General features: G+C 33.8%; 14 protein-coding genes. 3 read left to right on the forward strand and 11 right to left on the reverse strand.

Annotation, left to right across the window (positions count from 1 at the left end; all coding sequences use genetic code 11):
- Window positions 1-294 precede the first annotated feature (294 nt).
- The 11 genes from ACY45D_RS14870 to ACY45D_RS14920 all read right to left on the reverse strand — a co-directional run bounded on the left by ACY45D_RS14870 (window position 295) and on the right by ACY45D_RS14920 (window position 10,343).
- On the reverse strand, window positions 295-816 hold the full coding sequence (locus ACY45D_RS14870) for a hypothetical protein (protein ID WP_463107420.1): 522 nt from the start codon (window positions 814-816) through the stop codon (window positions 295-297).
- Between the two features lie 239 nt (window positions 817-1,055).
- The gene (locus ACY45D_RS14875) at window positions 1,056-1,385 is read right to left on the reverse strand and encodes a DUF192 domain-containing protein (RefSeq protein ID WP_463107421.1); all 330 of its coding nucleotides are present in this window, start codon (window positions 1,383-1,385) and stop codon (window positions 1,056-1,058) included.
- A 2-nt stretch (window positions 1,386-1,387) separates the two neighbouring features.
- A complete protein-coding gene (locus ACY45D_RS14880; RefSeq protein WP_463107422.1) occupies window positions 1,388-2,263 on the reverse strand; it encodes a type II secretion system F family protein in 876 nt (291 codons plus the stop codon).
- Window position 2,264: 1 nt separating this feature from the next.
- Window positions 2,265-3,101 (reverse strand): type II secretion system F family protein, encoded by an 837-nt coding sequence (locus ACY45D_RS14885; protein ID WP_010117325.1) that lies wholly within the window; start codon window positions 3,099-3,101, stop codon window positions 2,265-2,267.
- Window positions 3,102-4,808 (reverse strand): ATPase, T2SS/T4P/T4SS family, encoded by a 1,707-nt coding sequence (locus ACY45D_RS14890; protein WP_010117324.1) that lies wholly within the window; start codon window positions 4,806-4,808, stop codon window positions 3,102-3,104.
- Window positions 4,786-6,138 carry a type II and III secretion system protein family protein gene (locus ACY45D_RS14895; RefSeq protein WP_010117321.1) on the reverse strand — a complete coding sequence of 451 codons (1,353 nt, stop codon included), beginning with the start codon at window positions 6,136-6,138 and terminating at the stop codon, window positions 4,786-4,788. The genes ACY45D_RS14890 and ACY45D_RS14895 overlap by 23 nt, the downstream gene beginning before the upstream one ends.
- Window positions 6,131-6,970: a Flp pilus assembly protein CpaB gene (gene cpaB / locus ACY45D_RS14900; RefSeq protein ID WP_010117320.1), complete on the reverse strand. Its 840-nt coding sequence runs from the start codon at window positions 6,968-6,970 to the stop codon at window positions 6,131-6,133. Before cpaB ends, ACY45D_RS14895 begins: the two co-directional genes overlap by 8 nt.
- Before the next feature lie 189 nt (window positions 6,971-7,159).
- Entirely contained in the window at window positions 7,160-7,738 is a 579-nt protein-coding gene (locus tag ACY45D_RS14905) for a hypothetical protein (RefSeq protein ID WP_463107423.1), read from the reverse strand.
- A 41-nt stretch (window positions 7,739-7,779) separates the two neighbouring features.
- Entirely contained in the window at window positions 7,780-8,508 is a 729-nt protein-coding gene (locus ACY45D_RS14910) for a hypothetical protein (RefSeq protein WP_463107424.1), read from the reverse strand.
- Between the two features lie 16 nt (window positions 8,509-8,524).
- Entirely contained in the window at window positions 8,525-9,904 is a 1,380-nt protein-coding gene (locus ACY45D_RS14915) for a Tad domain-containing protein (RefSeq protein WP_463107425.1), read from the reverse strand.
- A 157-nt stretch (window positions 9,905-10,061) separates the two neighbouring features.
- A complete protein-coding gene (locus tag ACY45D_RS14920) occupies window positions 10,062-10,343 on the reverse strand; it encodes a Flp family type IVb pilin (RefSeq protein ID WP_010117315.1) in 282 nt (93 codons plus the stop codon).
- A gap of 132 nt (window positions 10,344-10,475) precedes the next feature.
- Between ACY45D_RS14920 and ACY45D_RS14925 the strand changes: the two genes are divergently transcribed.
- From ACY45D_RS14925 to ACY45D_RS14935, 3 genes are read left to right on the forward strand one after another with little or no spacing between them, the layout of a single operon-like run.
- Window positions 10,476-11,546, forward strand: a complete 1,071-nt coding sequence (locus tag ACY45D_RS14925; protein ID WP_463107426.1) for a TadE/TadG family type IV pilus assembly protein — start codon at window positions 10,476-10,478, stop codon at window positions 11,544-11,546.
- A gap of 24 nt (window positions 11,547-11,570) precedes the next feature.
- Window positions 11,571-16,454 carry a polymorphic toxin type 15 domain-containing protein gene (locus tag ACY45D_RS14930; protein WP_463107427.1) on the forward strand — a complete coding sequence of 1,628 codons (4,884 nt, stop codon included), beginning with the start codon at window positions 11,571-11,573 and terminating at the stop codon, window positions 16,452-16,454.
- 11 nt (window positions 16,455-16,465) lie between these two features.
- Window positions 16,466-17,170, forward strand: coding sequence for a GAD-like domain-containing protein (locus ACY45D_RS14935; protein ID WP_463107428.1), 705 nt, complete (start codon window positions 16,466-16,468; stop codon window positions 17,168-17,170).
- Window positions 17,171-17,396: the final 226 nt, after the last annotated feature.

Raw genomic sequence — 17,396 nt, forward strand, 5'->3', positions numbered from 1 at the left:
TAAGCATAATTCCTGTGTATGCTTCCCTTTCACTTGAGCAAGTCAAATACAATAGTTTTTCTAGAAGCACCTCGTCCTTACACTGCAGTGCTGCTCATACATAACGAGCACCAAAATAGGATTTATCTAATTCAATAATATCTTGAAAGAAGGTATTTCTTAACATTTGACAGCTATTTTTTACATAGATTGATAGAAATCCTGTAATAGTGGATATTTTCATACAACTGACCAGTAAATTTCATTCTAACTAATCAGTTGTTTTTATCAAATTGATCAATGGAAAATCATTGTTTAAAATAAGCCAAAAAGCTTCTTTTTAGGCATCTTTAATTTTTCCATAGCTATGGTTAAAATAAGGTTGTTTTCGTGCTCAATTCTTCCTTCTTTATAAAATAAATAATAATTATTCTGTGGATCAACGAACGGAAATACAAAATTAGGTTCAGTAAATTTCATACATTCCTCAGCCAAAACTTTAAGTAAAATATCATTATTTGGTAGAAAACCAAGCAGCTCATGAATCTTATTCAATGAAAAATAAGCCTCTACACCTCTAAATAAATATTGCTGATCCTCGGCTGTCGTAGGAAATGTCAAATGAGTAGCAAAGCAATTTCCGCACAATTCATACATAAATAATTTCAATTCAGTCATTTGCTCAGTTGTTGGATTTTCTAGCCGTGTTGTTTGAACGTATGATGAATGAATTCTCTGTTTTTCCATGTATTCTTCCGAACGATCAAAAAACCAAGATTCTTTTAATCCAAATAAAGAATAAAATTCACAACTTTTAGTATTGTATTTTGATGGCATAATTAAATTCAACTTTATTAGTTATGGTCATTTTAAATGAATATGATTGTTCATTACTATTAGCACATTTTTTGCAGCATCTGATGTCGTAAAATCTATGGTAAAAAACGAATGATTTACCTGAATTTTGCCTCTGCAATTCTTGGACGGAAATAGTATTCATTTTTTATGTTTTATATTAGTAAGTCATCATATAATTTGGGTATGTTTACTTCCTAAGCTCTTACAAAATATGTTCCTTATTTTATAAAAAATAACTCATTAAGCTTTAACTCTTCATTTTTCAATTCACCACCTAAAAACTCTATAACTGAGCAAGCTTCTTTTGAGGCACTTAATACTTTAAAAGGTGAAACATCATAATAAATATCTGTAATATAGCCAAATGCATCTATAAAAACCACATCAATACTATATCGCATACCAATTGTGTGTATGGATTTACACGGTGTTATTAACAAACACTCTTTGTCACTTAACTTCTTTTTGAATAAAAGGCCAAATGCGCGAGAAAAAAAATTCCTCGCAATTTTTACTTCAAATTTTCTTTGACTACTTACCAGTTTCATAATTATCCAAATGCGTCTTTCATCATAATATATAAAGGAAATCCAATAACAATAAATGTGCATGGGAAAATAAATGCGACTAGTGGAAATAGCATTTTGACAGGTGCTTCCAGTGCAAGTTTTTCAGCTCGTAAAAACCGTTCTACACGCCTCTGTTCAGCCTGTCCACGTAAAATTGGTCCTAAATTCATTCCCATATTTTCAGCTTGAATAATTGCTGAAACCAAATTTTGTATTGAAGCATGATCTATACGCGAAACCATATTTCTAAGTGCATCACTCTTAGACACACCTTTACGAATATCTGCTAATACTCTAGAAAACTCATACCTCATAGGGCTTTGTACCGACTTAGTGACAGCTTGATCAACAGCATTTACAAATGTTAATCCTGCCTCAACACAAAGGACAATAATATCTAAAAAAAAGGGAATTTCTTTGAGTATTATATTTTCTCTTTTTTTCTTTTCACTTTTTAACCATAAAATCGGATAAATTAATCCATAAAGAAAAAATAGGATACTATAAAATAACTCAATATTAGCAATATACAGCAACACTAAACTAAAGGTAAAAAAGAAAAATGCAAATACAATTTGTGAAGAAATTATTTCCTTGGCTTTAAAAACATAATCATAGCCTGCATAAACTATCTTCCTTGTTAATTTTTCTTCTGTTTTTTTTGAAATAAACGGTTCAATATAGAATGCCAATGTTTTTATTGGAACCCAAAGAATATAAAATAGAACTGGTGGCTTGTCTAAATAACTTCTATTTTCATCTGGAACCGCATTTATAAAATTAAAGACCTGCCAACAAATAAATGAAATGACACATCCCATAAAAAAGGTACTTGCATATAAAATAAACTCATTCATGTTAGACATCTATACTCACTATTTTTCTTATGACGATCATGCCTAAAAGCTCAAAAATGATAATTCCAGCAAGGGCGATCCACCCTGCTGGTGTAGACCATAATTTACTCATCGCCTCAGGTTCCATTTGACTCAAAACAAAAATTAAACCAACAGGCATTAAGCCAACTACCCAAGCTTGCATTTTTCCTTGAGCTGTTAAAGCTTTTATTTTTCCTTCAGATTGATTGATTTGTCTTAAGGTTTCTGCTGCTTTAGTCAGAGTTTCTGCTAATTCGCCTCCAGTTTCTAATGCAATTCGGATACTTGTTGTCATTAAAACAACAGATTTAATTGGTAATCTGGTTTGAAAGTTCATTAGTGCATCTGTTAAGGGTAAACCAACCTTCTGCTCTTTAATGATTAATGAAATTTCATTTTTCAAAGGTGGTAGACATTCATTTGTCAACTGAAACAATGCAGTGCTCAAGCTAGCGCCTGACCTCAATCCTCCAGCAATCAACATTAAAGCATCTGGTAATTGTTGTTCTATTTTCTCAATTTGATTTTGCCTAAATTTTTTAATTACAATAAATGGCAATATACTTAAAAAGAGTGCTAAAAATATATAAACAATACTGAATTTTAAAAATAAAAAGATGATTGAGAAAACTACAATTAAGAATAGAAAATATATAAAAATAATTTTCTTAATGTTTAAAAAAACATAGCTTAAATTTAACTGCTCTTCTAATTTATTTGTTTTCCTTAAAAAAGTATTTTGAATAACATCCGATGTTATTAAATAATATGTTAAAAAAACAATCACAAATGATAATATGATTAAATAAATATACATTTAGAACCCATTATTTTGGAATTTTGAAATATCAACGTTTAACCCTGATTCTTTTAGTTCTTGTAAAAAAGTTGGTATCAATCCAGTTGCACCAAAATATCCTTTAGTTTTTTGTAGCTCTAAATCAAATCCAGTTTTATCAAATTTATAAATATCTTGGAGCTGAAGTTTACCACTTTCAATCCCAGTGATTTCTGTAATATAGGTTATTTTTCTAGCTCCACAGGAAAAGCGTGATTGTTGAATCAAGACGTCAACAGCTGAAGCTATTTGTTCTCTAATTGCGTTTAACGGTAAATCCATGCCTGCCATCATAATCATGGTTTCTAAACGGGCAACTGCATCACGTGGTGTATTCGCATGTAAAGTTGTTAAAGATCCTTCGTGCCCAGTGTTCATTGCCTGTAACATATCAAGTGCTTCCGCACCACGGCATTCACCAATAACAATTCTATCAGGTCGCATCCTTAATGAGTTTTTAACTAAATCCCTGATGTGAACAGACCCTTTACCTTCATTATTTCCAGGTCTTGCTTCTAATGAAATTAAATGATCATGATCTAATTTAAGTTCTGCAGCATCCTCAATCGTAATAACTCGCTCACCATTCGGAATAAAACTTGCTAAAACATTAAGTAATGTTGTTTTACCAGAGCCTGTACCACCAGAAATAATAATATTTTTCTTTGCTTTTACACATAGCTGTAAAAAGTCAGCCATATCATCATTTAGACTTGAATAATCAACAAGATCTTCAATTAATATTCTTTTCTCTGGGAATTTTCGAATCGTAATTGTAGGCCCCTTAATAGCTAAGGGGGGGATAATTGCGTTTACTCGAGAACCATCTTTTAAACGGGCATCAACCATTGGTGAACTTTCATCAATCCGCCTACCCAGCGGTGTTACGATTCTTTCAATAACATCTAAAATTGCTTTATTACTGGTAAACTCTAAATCACTTTTGATGATTTTTCCTTTTTGCTCGATAAAAATTTCATCTTTTGCATTGACCATAATCTCAGTAACAAGCGAATTTGCCAATAACTCTTCCAATGGTCCTAGACCTATCGCTTCATCAATAATTTTTTGTTTCAATCGATCTACATTTAATATTTGAGGAAGCTCCTCATCTATTTCAAATAGAACCTGATCTAAACAAGTTAATGTTTCATTTTTTAGCTCATCAGGCGTCATCGTATTTATATCTTTACGCCTCAAATCCATTTTCTTGACTAATTTTTCTCTTAAAATTTGTATCCATTCTACTTCAAGAGATTTATATGCTTTTGAGTTATACTGAAGGTTTGCTACCTGAGTTGAATGGACTGTATCTTCATTTGATACATTTATTAAGCTTTCTAAAACACTATGATCTATTGAATGTGAATTAACAATTTTAATTTCATCATCACTATCTTCCTCTAATATATTAATAGAATAGTTATTGATAAAAATAGTATCATTCGTTAAATCCAACGGGCCAAAGAAATCAATCTTTTTTTTATTTACAAGTGTTCCGTTTGCACCACGATTTAAATCTTCAACAACATACCCACCACTTAATTTTTTAATCGCACAATGCTTATCCGCAATAAACCAACCCTTTAATTGTAAATCACAGTCCTTAGACTTGCCTATTACGATCTCATTTTTATCAATGTGCAAGATAGATTCTTGTTGTTTATTTTTTATCTTGAGCTTCATTGGTATTCTCTAATTGACTATTAAAATCTTTTGGTAAAATTAAACCTGCACCTAATTCATCTTTCACGATGCTGTCTGATGCCTCACCCACTTTTTCCATTTTCTTACTAAAATCATTTTCATATACATAAGGGGTAACAAAGAAAACCAATTCATTCTGTTTTTTTGCTTTAGATTTACTTTTAAATAGATTACCAAACAATGGAATTTTACCTAGTCCCGGAACAGCACTTTGTGTGTCACTAATATCTGCTGCAACTAAACCACTTAGTACTAAGGTTTGACCTTGCTCAACCACAAATTCTGTTTCCGTACGCCGTGTTAAAAAACCTGGCATTCCAGAAATTTGAACAGATTGATCAATATTACTCACTTCAGCAAGTATCTTTGCCACGATCCCTTCATTCGTAATGGTTGGACTAATATCTAATTTTATTCCATAGTCTTTAAATTCTATAGATGGCGTTCCTGTCGCACCTGAAGATTGAAAAGGGACTTGACCACCTGAAAGGAATGTCGCGTTACCACCATTTTTACAAGAAAGTAATGGTCTTGCGATGATTTTTGCAGTTCCATTTTCTTGTAGTAAATTTATTTTACTGTCAATAAAACTTGCTAATCCAAAATAGGTTTGAAATGGATCAATTTTTGGAAGTGCTGGAATACTTCCAGCTAATGGATTGGTATCGGATGTAAATGCACCACTCCGTTTAAAGTCACCTAAAATGCCGAATTTAGGTCCATCGATTGATGCCGTATTCCAATTAATACCTATTTCTTTTGTAGATGAGGTTGATATTTCAACAACTCTTACATCTAAATAAACCATTTTTTGTTTTTCTTGGACATTATTTTCTTTTGTTTTAGTAAGGTTTACTACATTTTTAAACAACGTCGAATAATTATCAATGCGCTCTTTGTTTTCTAGAGAAATATTATTTCCTTGTATAATAATATTATCACCAATCAGTTCAATTGAAATATTCGGAATATTGGATAAGGCCTGTTGTAAATCATTTAAAGTTTTTTTAACGTTACTTGGATATACATGAACATCTGAAGAAATATATTGCCGACCATTCCATATTTTTACTGTTGTATCACCAGCTGTAACACCCGTTAAAGCAACTCCTTTACGACCGACTGTTTTCGCCTTGACTATCTGATCGTTTCCAATAACGACATCAGTAATTGTAGGATCATTTAAATAAATTGTTTCACCTATATATAAATGATCTGACATTGCATGAGCATTTAATGTGATAAAACTGGCAATCAAAGATAAATATATTTTGTTAAACTGCAAAATGTTACTCACTGTTTTATTCATCTTTATTTCCATAAATAATATTAAAATTAGAATTTTTAGGTTTATCTAAATTTGCCATTTGATTATTTGTCTGAATGGTATTTTTGGGTTCAGATATAAGTTTGGTGCTTAAAGTCACTCTTTTCTGTGCATTGATTTGTTGAATAAAACTACTTGTATCTGATATGACTTGATCATTAGGGTTTCTTAATATCGCTGAAATCTTGCCTAAACTTGCCGCTAAAGTAATATTTTTGGCATCCTCTGCACTTACATCCAAAGTAATATTTGTATAACCAGTTGTTTCTGTACTTAAGTCATTTGTATCTAATTGATTACCTGTTGCAAGAATTTTTACCCCTTGCATCAAAGGTAATGTTGCCGTTTTCTCAGAAGACTGCAAGGTTATGATTAGATCAATAAGATCACCTGGTTTTAACATGGTAGAAATTGAACTTTCATCATCAACAGGAATCGTTATTGCCCTTCTACCAGGTGAAATCAATTTAGAAATATCTTTTTTCATTTCCACCATCGAAGACATAATTAAATCACCAGGTTTTAAATCCACTCTTAAAGGCATCCCTTCTATTGCAGCGAAGTTATCTGCAGTAATTGCATTTGATTGTTCATACTCAGAAGGTAACTTTCTTTGTGAAACAGTTTCAGGTGAAATAATAGAGCCAGCAGGAAGATCTTTGCTTGCTACAACATATGCTATTTCAGGTCCTTTTTTATTTAAACTTTCCACTTTTGAATCGAAAGCAGTCTTAAAACCCCATATACTCAACACCCCAATCAGTATTGAAATAATTAGAGCAACAACCTTTTTATTGATATTTTGTATTTGCATTAGGGTATAGCATCCAAATTTAAAACTGTAGCATTAAATTTATTCATAAATAACTCATATGACTTTTTAAACATCATAAACAAACTTCCATCACCAAAGATTCCATTTCCTGCAACAATAAGTATCAAAACAAAAGTCATGCATATCAAATATTCTGTTGTAGTATTACCACGCTTGTGTTTATACATATTAATTTCCATTCCTAACATATACAACAACTAGGTTTCCAGTATTTCTTCTCATATCAAAAACAAGATTAAATTCACTTTTGTCATTCAATTCAAAATATGAGAAGGCATTATTAATATCTACATTATTTGATTTTGACTTTAAAGTCTTTATTAAACTCAAATACACAGTCCTATTAACTTTAGGATAAGATAATGTTCTACTTGTCGACTTATTATCTGTTGTTTGAAAATCCGTAGTTTGACCCTTTATTTTAAAATAACTTGGTAAAGCCAACTTTTTGTAATCTTTTTTTGCCTTACAAATTAGCCGACCATCAAAACCGCTTTCATTATTATTTAAAACCTGTATTGTAATTCCTCCTTTTTTTTCAATATAAAAAAGAACACCTTGTTTAGAGAATTTTACATTATTTTTATCTAAAAATTTAGCATAACACTCTAAATTACAATCACGCGAAACTAAGTCATACATATCAACCGATGACCCATTTAATATACTTTGTTTTCCAATAGGATTTAATAGCATCCCTTGAGCATATATATCTTTATCAAGACATGCATATAAGTTTGTATGCATAAAAATCATTCCAAAACCGAGAAAATATGAAATTTTTTTTATCATCTAATTTGTTTCTTTCTATCATCTGGAACGATATCCATTTTATAAATGCCATCATCCTGAATTTTATGTTCAAATCCCATTGAAGCTATTGCTGTATTATAAACTTTGTTTATATTCACTTGTACAACTTCATATGGTTTTAAATAATCAGAATTTTTAACTACATTTTTTATGTCTGAAGAGTTATTGGCTGCCCAATTGTTTCTAAGCGTTCCTGTAGTACTTTTAATTGTAAAAGTCTCAGGAAAACCCTCTATTCCTGTCACACTATTTACTGGAACGGCAACATTAATTAAATATTGTCCATTTGATTTTAAATTATCAAAACCTTTAGTGGCTAATTTTAACGGATCTGTCCCAAATGTTTTACTATATTCTTCGCGCTTTGAACTATTTTTCACTGAAATCGAATCCCAATTTACTAAAGAAGTACCCGCAATATCTTTGTCAGAAGCATCATCGCAGTCAGCATTACGATCACTCAAAACATCTGCCCCAGTTCTTGCAAAAAATCTTTGTCCAACTTCTCTTGATAACTCAGCTTCATCATTGACATAAACACCTTTATTCACCCTCCAAGCAACATAGTCTGCAGCTTGTTCAGATTTCAATTTTACTGTAGCCACTTTTGAAACCATGGGTATTGCAATCATTAACATTCCCATTACACCAGAAGCAACAACAAACTCAGCAATGGATTGACCTTTTTGTTTATATTTATTCATAAAAAAACTCACTGCTTTAATGCAAAGTAATCGCTTCTACAAGTGACACTGTTCTTTTTGAAATTTCCATATCATCATTCAATCTAACTTTCCAGTAAGGGCTAAACAATGAACCATACTCATGATTAATTACTCTACTATTTGAATTTGCAACTTCTAGTTCCCATGGTCTCTGGAAATAAACTTCGGCTTTTGTCAATGCTTGCATATCACCATTACTGATCGTACCTTTTTCAAGCTCATCATAATTATCCAATATCGTAAACTGTTTTGATATTTCTAAATTTGAGTTTCTATTTACAGTTTCTAATTTATTTCGACTTTTTTTTGCAGATACAACTAATGGAAATATGGTTTCTTTATCACTTAAATCTTTCAATTCATAAAATTTAGGTATACCCACGCCTGTAAGTTTTGAACTATTTGATCTTGGATCCCAATAATTTGGTACATTATTTTCAGCACGACCTCTAGCACTTGGATTAGTTGAAGCTGCACCACCATACGAACCCGATCGTTTAGCTTTATCTTCTCCCAAAGCACTACCAGCAGCGCTTCCCCAACCTATAGGAATTTCTCTATGCCGACTTTTAACCCCTCTCCAACTAACTGTTTTATAATAATGATGTAAAGATAGGGTATCTACTCCCTTCCACTCATCTAATTGAACAAGTTCAGTTCCTCCTGCTTTATGGATTCGCCATTCATCCCATCCTCCAGGTGCTAAAACAAGTTTCGGTAAAATATCTGTTTTAGTTCGGTTGGTAATGAAAGGATCTGCTGAGCTTAAAACAACTTTTGCCATTCTTTCTCGTTCTTGTGCAGAATATTGTTTAATTAGTTGAGCTGGGAATTTAGATGTCGAAGCGATCAATTTAACATCATATTCAGAGTGTTGATTTTCACTGACTAAATCTGAGAACTCCTGCGGCGCATTTAGGATGGTCACATTACTTGCTAAATTCAAAGTACTTTGAATTGTTTCCAAAACCTTAACTTCGACACCATATGCTGCAATATAAGCCCCCATACCATCTGCAAAATAATTTAAACCTGTTCCTATATTTGCAAAAACAGCACTCACTGGAGGAAACCATGATGTAGCCCTACTTATATTCGTTGAAGTTTGTGCTGCATATTTTGACCATGAACCAGTACTTACACCTTGTGCTATTGCCAACTGGTTCGCAATTTGTGTTCTATTTATATAAGCATTCAAATTCATCAGTCTGGCTTGACGCGTAGCAGTTGCATATGCAGCATGATCAGCCAACATTTTTGCCTGTTGTCGTTCAGATAATAGTTGTGATGTATTAAAGACGAAAACTAGGGTCAGCATTAAAACGAGTGATAAAATCAACATAAGCATTGTTGACTGACCAGACTGATATTTCATAAAAGACCCACTATAAAAAGTATCAAAAATTTTTTTAATACAAAGTGTTATTTAATCTATTTAAGTGAATTTTAAAATTTAATATAAATATTTATATAAGTGAAACTTTAGCTACATTCAAATATGCTTTAAATGTAGCTAAAACTGAACAGAGTAATTATTGAGAACCTTTTTCAAAGTCATTAAGTTTTTTGTCTTTTCCACCTTCAGTAACAGCTGCTTGACCAGCAGTCGTAGCAGCACTTCTTGCTTTAGCAGAATCTTGTCCACCTAATTCAGATGCTGCAACTGCAACTTGCGAACGAGCTGTATTCCCATAGAAGCGGAATACACCAATAGCGGCTACAGCAATTAAAGCAACAATAATAATATACTCAGTCATACCCTGACCGCGTATTGCTTTATTATTTAACGCATTTATTAGTTGTTTTGTTTTCATGAGTAAACCTTGTATAACTTAAACTTGTTGTAATGTTTTCACACGTACAGTCTGTTATTTGTACGATGTTTACTATATTATACATAACTCATCAAAAAGAAAACATTTTTAGAATTAAAAAATGGGCTACTTATGAGTAGAAAAAAAAATCAACTTGGTGTTTCAATCACTGAATTTATTATTGTTGCCCCTTTAGTCCTTTTTATGGGCTTAGTTGGTATTCAATATGGACTAATATATGTTGCAAGGCTCAATGTAACTTATGCTGCTTATGAGGCTGCTAGAGCTGGAGCAATTTATAATGCAGATCCAGCACGCATTCAAAATGCTTTTTTCAAGGGTCTTGTTCCTTATTTTTCAACCCCAGGAATCTATTTGCCTGGTAATGTTCATATTGACAGCCCGATAAGTGGAACAAATCCAAATTTGGCGCAAGTTGGTTTACAAGGTACCGCGTTAAAAGAAATTATCAAAAAATCAGAGTCTGCATTCGTCCATATGCATATGGTGAATCCTTCAAAAGCCTCTTTTGACGACTGGAATGATCCTATTCTTTCAACAGCTTATAAAATAAAAACTGGGCAAACCGTTAGGGTTATACCGAATGAAAAGTTTAATTTAACAAATAACTTGCAAATTAAGCCGAAGTCTAAACAAAATCTTCAAGATGCAAATGTTTTGAAACTACGCTTTGTATATGGTTACGAGCCACGAATTCCATTGATGAAAAATGTGTTTAGTTCTTTAACCTCCTTTTTCTCTAGCGACCGTGATGCTGCAAATATTCGTATGCTTGCAGCTGGTCGTATCCCTATCGTTGTCGATATTTCATCGCAAATGCTAAGCCCACCAATTGAAGGGGGATTACCTACAAATACCGTTAATCGGAATGGTTACATTGTGGGTGAAGACCTCATTGATCGCCTAACTGAAAATCAAGCAATGCAATGGCAAGTTGGTCAAAAGAAAACTGACCTATTAGACGGAATCACTGACTCCGCTGAACAGTCTTTAATTTCTAATTTTGAAAATGATATAACCAATTTTAATGGAGTTTCCGATATTGGCTCTCAGCTAGCAGGTGGGCTTTTAGGAAACAACTCACCCACTGGGCATACAGGTGCATCTACCAATAGCATTATTGGTGATACAAATAACTTGATCAGCTGTAGTTCAGGTCAAACCATTACTAATTTTTATTAATTTATACTTTAAAAGAATTTAAAAATGAAAAATATTTTGTCAGTAGGAATATTCTATTCAGCTCTCTTGTGTAGCTCGTATTCCTCTTCTTCTTTTGCAGGCGTTGTGGACTTTAGCCAATGTGGTGCAAACTCTTCTTTCGCTATCGTCACTCAAAGTGAAGGGCCAACCTATGCTTGTGGTGGGATCGACACTGGCGTTGGTAACCCTATCAATGTCCTCAATGGCAATAAGTTTGAAGCTGTGGAAGACTTTAAAGAACTCCCCGCTTTTAAAGGTCTCTCCTTCTCTCGGTTTTATAATAGCCAAAGTCATGCCAATACTCCTTTCGGCTATGGTTGGTACAGCTCTTTTGATCTTAAACTTTATGAACAACCCGATATTATCCAGATTCGTCTTGAATCTGGAAAACGTATCAATTTCAAAAAAAATAAGATTAACCTCGGTAATAATCAGTTTGTTATTCGTGCTCTTCCTCTAAATCCTTCCGATGGTTGGATTGAAAAGAAAATTGATGGTTCTGGATGGGTTTGGCACAAAACTCAATCCAATCAAGATTATTTCTTTCAGTATTTAGGTGGGAAAGATCCTCATCTAGCACACATCACCAAGATTACTGCTCTCGCAGATATTGAAAAAAATGATCCTACTCTGAATTTTTCTTTTGCTTATGATCAGCAACAGCGCTTAGTTAGTGTTAAAAATGGGCAAGGTCAGCAGCTTAATTTTGCTTATTCAACAACTAAGTTTGGTTTGCCTCAAATTGTTTTAACCACACCACTTGGTCAATATTTCTATTTTTTAGATCGTAATAACAATCTCGCTCAAGTCGTTTATCCTGATGGGCGCCGCTTTAAGTATAGCTATGATCCAAAGTTTCAAGGCGGGGATATTCATAATCTCACTGCGAAGTCTGTCTTTGATCGAACAACGAAAAAGTTTAAGTTGCTCTCTCAGTGGCAGTATGACAATCAAGATCGTGCTTTTTTAAGTCAGCATGCGGGTGGGGTTGAAAAAGTCACCATTCAGTTTGATGCTCGTACTCGTCAGGATATGCCAGCCAATTATGCTGCGACTAAGTCTGTTTTTAAAAATATTGTGACCAATAGTTTAGGTCAGAAAACTGCTTATTCGTATCAAATTGACGGTACTCAATTTCAGTTGTTAGAAAGTCTTGGTGCTGGTTGTGCCAGTTGTGGTGAGGTCAATAAGCGTTATCGTTTTAATGCTCAAGGTTTGGTGAGTTATGCTGCTGATCTTGATTCTAAAGGGAGCGCCATTCGTGCAATTGATCTGAAATATAATGATTTGGGTGAAGTCATTGCGCGTACTGTTTCTGGAGTAGGTGTTCAACCTCAAACTACTCATTATGAGTATGAGGCTTTTCAATTAAAATCTTCGAATCCTTTAAATACCAATCCCCTGCTTGCTCAATTAAATCAACGTGATTCTCGCCGTTTAAAAACTGAATTTAGGAATAGTGTTGTTGCAGGTAAGCAGTATCGTAAGTCTTATGCTTATGATCAAGATAATCGTTTGATCTCGGTTAAAGAATCTGGGTTTTCTCCTTTGGGCGATACTTTGGTTCGTGAGTCTAAGTATGGTTATGATGCTCAAGGGCGTTTAGCTTGGGAGGATGGTCCTCTACCGAATGGAAAATCTAATTCTCCTAAAGATAGTGATATTACTCAATATGTGTATACCTCTGATCAATCAGATTTAATTGCACGAATTATTTACCCTGAAAATTTACAAGCCCAATTTAAATATGATACTCAAGGGCGCTTAGTTAAATATATTGGTGTAGACCACCTTGAAGCCGAGTTGAGTTATAACGCTCAAGGTGAAGTCAGTCAATTTAAGTACGCTGGAACATCAACTCAACTTGACTATACCAACAATGGGAAATTAAAAGAAATTCTTAACCAAACTGGTCAAAGAATGAATTTTAACTATGATGAAGCAGATCAATTATTATCTCTCTATGATGGGCAAAATAATCAGATTAGGCTCATTAAAAATTCTGAAAATCAGGTAAGCCAAGCACAGTTATTGAATCCTGATGGTTCTATCGCGCAAGAAAAGACCTACGATTTAAATAGTCATCCAAATAATGATCCTGTTTTATCAGCATTAAAAAATACCCCTAGTACACCTAATGATGCTGTTGGCAATATTGCCCGTCCCGATTTACAAGGGCTGTCAGCCTTGAAATTGTATAATTTAATGCAATCTCCCAAAGGTTTAGATTGGGCTACACCGCTTCAAGCTAAAAACACTGATCTAGACTCTCAAAATAGAACGACCTCGTATTTTTATAATGATTTTGGTGAGGTGGTTAAAGTCCATAGTCCTGTTACTGGCGTAACGACTTATCAATACAATGCGAGTGGTTTAATTATTGGTCAACAACGCCAGGATGGGAGTCGTAGTCTTTACACTCGTGATGCAGCTCAACGTGTGGTTGAAATTAAATCTTTAAATGCTCAACAACAAATTGATGAGCATGGAAAAGTACTTTGGGGCAAATATAATAAGCCAAGCAGTATTCAATTTAAAGTAGGCGAAGAGCGTTTTTCTTATAATGAAAATGCACAACTGCTTAAACATGAACTCTTTGTTGATGGTCAACGTTTTAATATAGCTTATGCGTTTAATAAAAATGCCCAACTGGTTGGAAGAACCTTACCAGATGGCCAAGAATTAGAATATCAATATAGGACTAAAGATGAAGTTCGTGCAGGTTTACTTGCATCTATTCATCTTAAACGTGGTCCATTAGGACTCATTTCTCAATCTATTATTGAAAATTTAAACAGTGCAAAAGATACTTCTGTCAATTATGGCTATCAGTTTGGTAATGGTTTAGAACATCGTGAAGTTCTTGATAAACAAGGACGTATGATTACTTCTGGTAATGTCAATACTGGTGAAACTACTTTAGATTATTTAGATGATCAAAGTAATGAACCTACTCAGGTTTCTTATCACAGCAAAACTTATTTAGGTACAAATGCACCTAAGCAATTTAATCCAACTTTAACCAATCAAGTTTTAAATTTATTTGATCGCTCCCCTTCTGCATCCGTTAAAGCAATTCCTGTCAGTGGTTCTGATAATCTAAATTATAAGGACTATCTCAAAACGGCACAGTATGGTGCTGAGTATGATCAGTTGGGTCGTAAGCGTTGGGTAATTGAAAATGATAAGGTTCTATTTTTTAGTTATGACAGTATAGATCGTCTGGTTAAGGTTGAATATCTCAAGCCAAATGAACAAACTAAAACGGTGAGTGATTATGTAGCTCCTGATGTTCAGTTAAGTAAACACACTTTGGCTGAGTATAAGTATAATTTGTTTGGTCAACGTATTCAAAAAACGGTTGCAACGACGACTGGAAAAGGTACAAAGACCACTTATTATTTTTATGATGGTAGCCAGTTGGTTGCTGAGGCTGATGATCAAGGTAAAGTTGAGAAATCCTATATTTGGATGAATCAGATTCCTGTGGCAATGATTGATCATGATGAGTTGTTTTATATTCATGTCGATCACCGTCAAGCACCTATTTCTGTTACCAATAGTCAGCGTAAGGTGGTTTGGCAAGCTGAACTGAGTGATAACTTATATGCCTCGCCTCTTGCCTACAATCATGGTCGGTTTGGTTTTATTGAGTTTAATTTACGAGGCTCTAATCAGTATTTTGACTCTGAGACCAATTTACATTACAACACAAATCGTTATTTTGATGCGAAGAATGAAAAGTATATTACACCTGACCCGTTAGGTTTAGCTGTTGGTCCTGATTTATATGCTTTTGCATTGGGACAGCCTCATACAACAAGTGATCCTTTGGGATTAGCACCAGTTAATTATGGAGAGCAAACCTTTGCATGGAAATTGGAATGGGTATTAGTCTATGCAGTCAAAGCGCCTGGCGTTGTTGGAATAGGAAATGAATTACAAAACACACTTCAAGACATGGTTAATGATTTACCAACGGTTGTCGCTACATTTGTTGCATGGCAAGTCATTACAGCGATTCCATTTGTAGGTGCTATTACCAATGCTTTAATGGTTGGATATGCAGCCTACAGTATGGGTAAAGAAGCCATAGATATGGCAATAGGTTTAGGGAAATGGGTTGCTCAAGTAAGTAGAGCAAAATCCAGAGGGGAGCTAGAATGTGCATCCAAAGAACTCGGACGCTTACTCACACATGTATTTGGCAACATTATTGGTGGTATTAGTCCAGCAAAGCGTCTTAAACTCATGGTTGCCTCGGGCAAAAAGGTCAGTAAGACAGTTGCTCCAAAACAAGACAGTAAAACCAGTGGTAGTCCTAAATCCAAATTAAAACTGGATTTGAAGAAGTTTAATAAATGCTTTAGTCCTTATGGTTCAGGTTATAAAAAGCTAACATCTAGTAAAGATAAACAGGATTATGTCACTGAATATAATCGTCAATTGAGCAGGCAACAGCAAGCACTTAACAATATGAATGCAGCACAATATAAAGCTGCTCGAGATGCCTATAAAAAGAATGGAAGACCACCTGAATCAGCTAAAGAGCAAAAAGCCTATCGAGATAAATATCAGGCAGATATGGAAAGCGATCTGTACGAGCAAAATATCGCCAAAGGTCTTGATGATGATATTGCTAAAACGATGGCAAAAGCAGATGCCTCAGATGCTATGAAAAATATGGCAGCCTTACATGAGCCTGATATGTTTGCAGGAGGTTACTTTGACTGTAAACCGACCTGTATGGGTGATGCTAGCGTTAACTCATCTATTGGAGCACAATGGAAAAAAATCATTGGTGATATGGATAAATATGCAGAAAAAGCTATTAAAGATGGTACGGGTAATGCCAAACTCAATCTACAATTAGATGTTTGCAAATAAGTGAGATTAATATGCGCCAAGGTTGTATAAAAAACATCATTGATTCACTTGGAGAACCAATACCAGTGAATCCAATTTCAAAAGAGGTTTTAGACAGATATGAAAATATCATGCCACCAATTTTATTGGAAATTTGGCAACAGGAAGGGTTTTGTCAATTTCAACAAGGATTATACAATATTATAAACCCTGATGATTGGCAGGATGTAGTTGATGTCTGGATGGAAAATACCCCTTTTCAACAGTTAGGTAATTTTTATGCTTTAGCTCGTAATGGTTTTGGTTGTATATATATATATAATCCAGATACGGGGACAAAACTAACAATTGATACTATTTTAAGAACTATTAGCGGGTCACTTAAGGAACATTTTACAAATAAAGAAAAAGAAATTTCTATTCGAAGCTTTTTTGGTTTGGTTGATTGGGATAAAGAAGATTTCACTCTTTTAGATAATAAACCCATTTTTAAAAAAGCAGTCAAAAAACTTGGTCCTTTAGGCTGGTACGAAATGTATGCTTTTGAACCAGCTTTTGCGATTGTTGGTGATGCAGCCTTAACAATGGATAATCTTGTCAAAGTCGATGCTCGTGTACACATGCTACTTCTACGTGACCTTATCGATCAGCCCAAAATCTGGTCTTTTAATATTGAAGAAGATTTAAAACGTATAGGGACATCCTTAGCCGAAATTACTGGAAAAAATAGACCATAATAATTACTCTCTTAAATAAATAGATGGGTCAAACGCTCATCTATCTTTCTTTAGAATTATTCCAATTCATACGAAGATCTTATAATTTATAAAATTATTGAATCTACATCAAAAGCTAAAATTAAAAAAGTTATGCAGGTTTCATTACCTAAATTAGGTGAATCAGGTAACACTATCACTAAATCATTTGATTGGAAAGCAGGAAGTAAACCTACGGAGTTATTAA

The sequence above is a fragment of the Acinetobacter sp. BZX-2 genome (assembly GCF_055179795.1).

What these genes read in the sequence shown, in the direction of transcription:
- ACY45D_RS14870 (WP_463107420.1), bottom strand. Translation starts at nt 816, where the DNA reads ATGCCATCAAAATACAATACTAAAAGTTGTGAATTTTATTCTTTATTT.
- ACY45D_RS14875 (WP_463107421.1), bottom strand. Translation starts at nt 1,385, where the DNA reads ATGAAACTGGTAAGTAGTCAAAGAAAATTTGAAGTAAAAATTGCGAGG.
- ACY45D_RS14880 (WP_463107422.1), bottom strand. Translation starts at nt 2,263, where the DNA reads ATGAATGAGTTTATTTTATATGCAAGTACCTTTTTTATGGGATGTGTC.
- ACY45D_RS14885 (WP_010117325.1), bottom strand. Translation starts at nt 3,101, where the DNA reads ATGTATATTTATTTAATCATATTATCATTTGTGATTGTTTTTTTAACA.
- ACY45D_RS14890 (WP_010117324.1), bottom strand. Translation starts at nt 4,808, where the DNA reads ATGAAGCTCAAGATAAAAAATAAACAACAAGAATCTATCTTGCACATT.
- ACY45D_RS14895 (WP_010117321.1), bottom strand. Translation starts at nt 6,138, where the DNA reads ATGAATAAAACAGTGAGTAACATTTTGCAGTTTAACAAAATATATTTA.
- cpaB (WP_010117320.1), bottom strand. Translation starts at nt 6,970, where the DNA reads ATGCAAATACAAAATATCAATAAAAAGGTTGTTGCTCTAATTATTTCA.
- ACY45D_RS14905 (WP_463107423.1), bottom strand. Translation starts at nt 7,738, where the DNA reads ATGCATACAAACTTATATGCATGTCTTGATAAAGATATATATGCTCAA.
- ACY45D_RS14910 (WP_463107424.1), bottom strand. Translation starts at nt 8,508, where the DNA reads ATGAATAAATATAAACAAAAAGGTCAATCCATTGCTGAGTTTGTTGTT.
- ACY45D_RS14915 (WP_463107425.1), bottom strand. Translation starts at nt 9,904, where the DNA reads ATGAAATATCAGTCTGGTCAGTCAACAATGCTTATGTTGATTTTATCA.
- ACY45D_RS14920 (WP_010117315.1), bottom strand. Translation starts at nt 10,343, where the DNA reads ATGAAAACAAAACAACTAATAAATGCGTTAAATAATAAAGCAATACGC.
- ACY45D_RS14925 (WP_463107426.1), top strand. Translation starts at nt 10,476, where the DNA reads ATGAGTAGAAAAAAAAATCAACTTGGTGTTTCAATCACTGAATTTATT.
- ACY45D_RS14930 (WP_463107427.1), top strand. Translation starts at nt 11,571, where the DNA reads ATGAAAAATATTTTGTCAGTAGGAATATTCTATTCAGCTCTCTTGTGT.
- ACY45D_RS14935 (WP_463107428.1), top strand. Translation starts at nt 16,466, where the DNA reads ATGCGCCAAGGTTGTATAAAAAACATCATTGATTCACTTGGAGAACCA.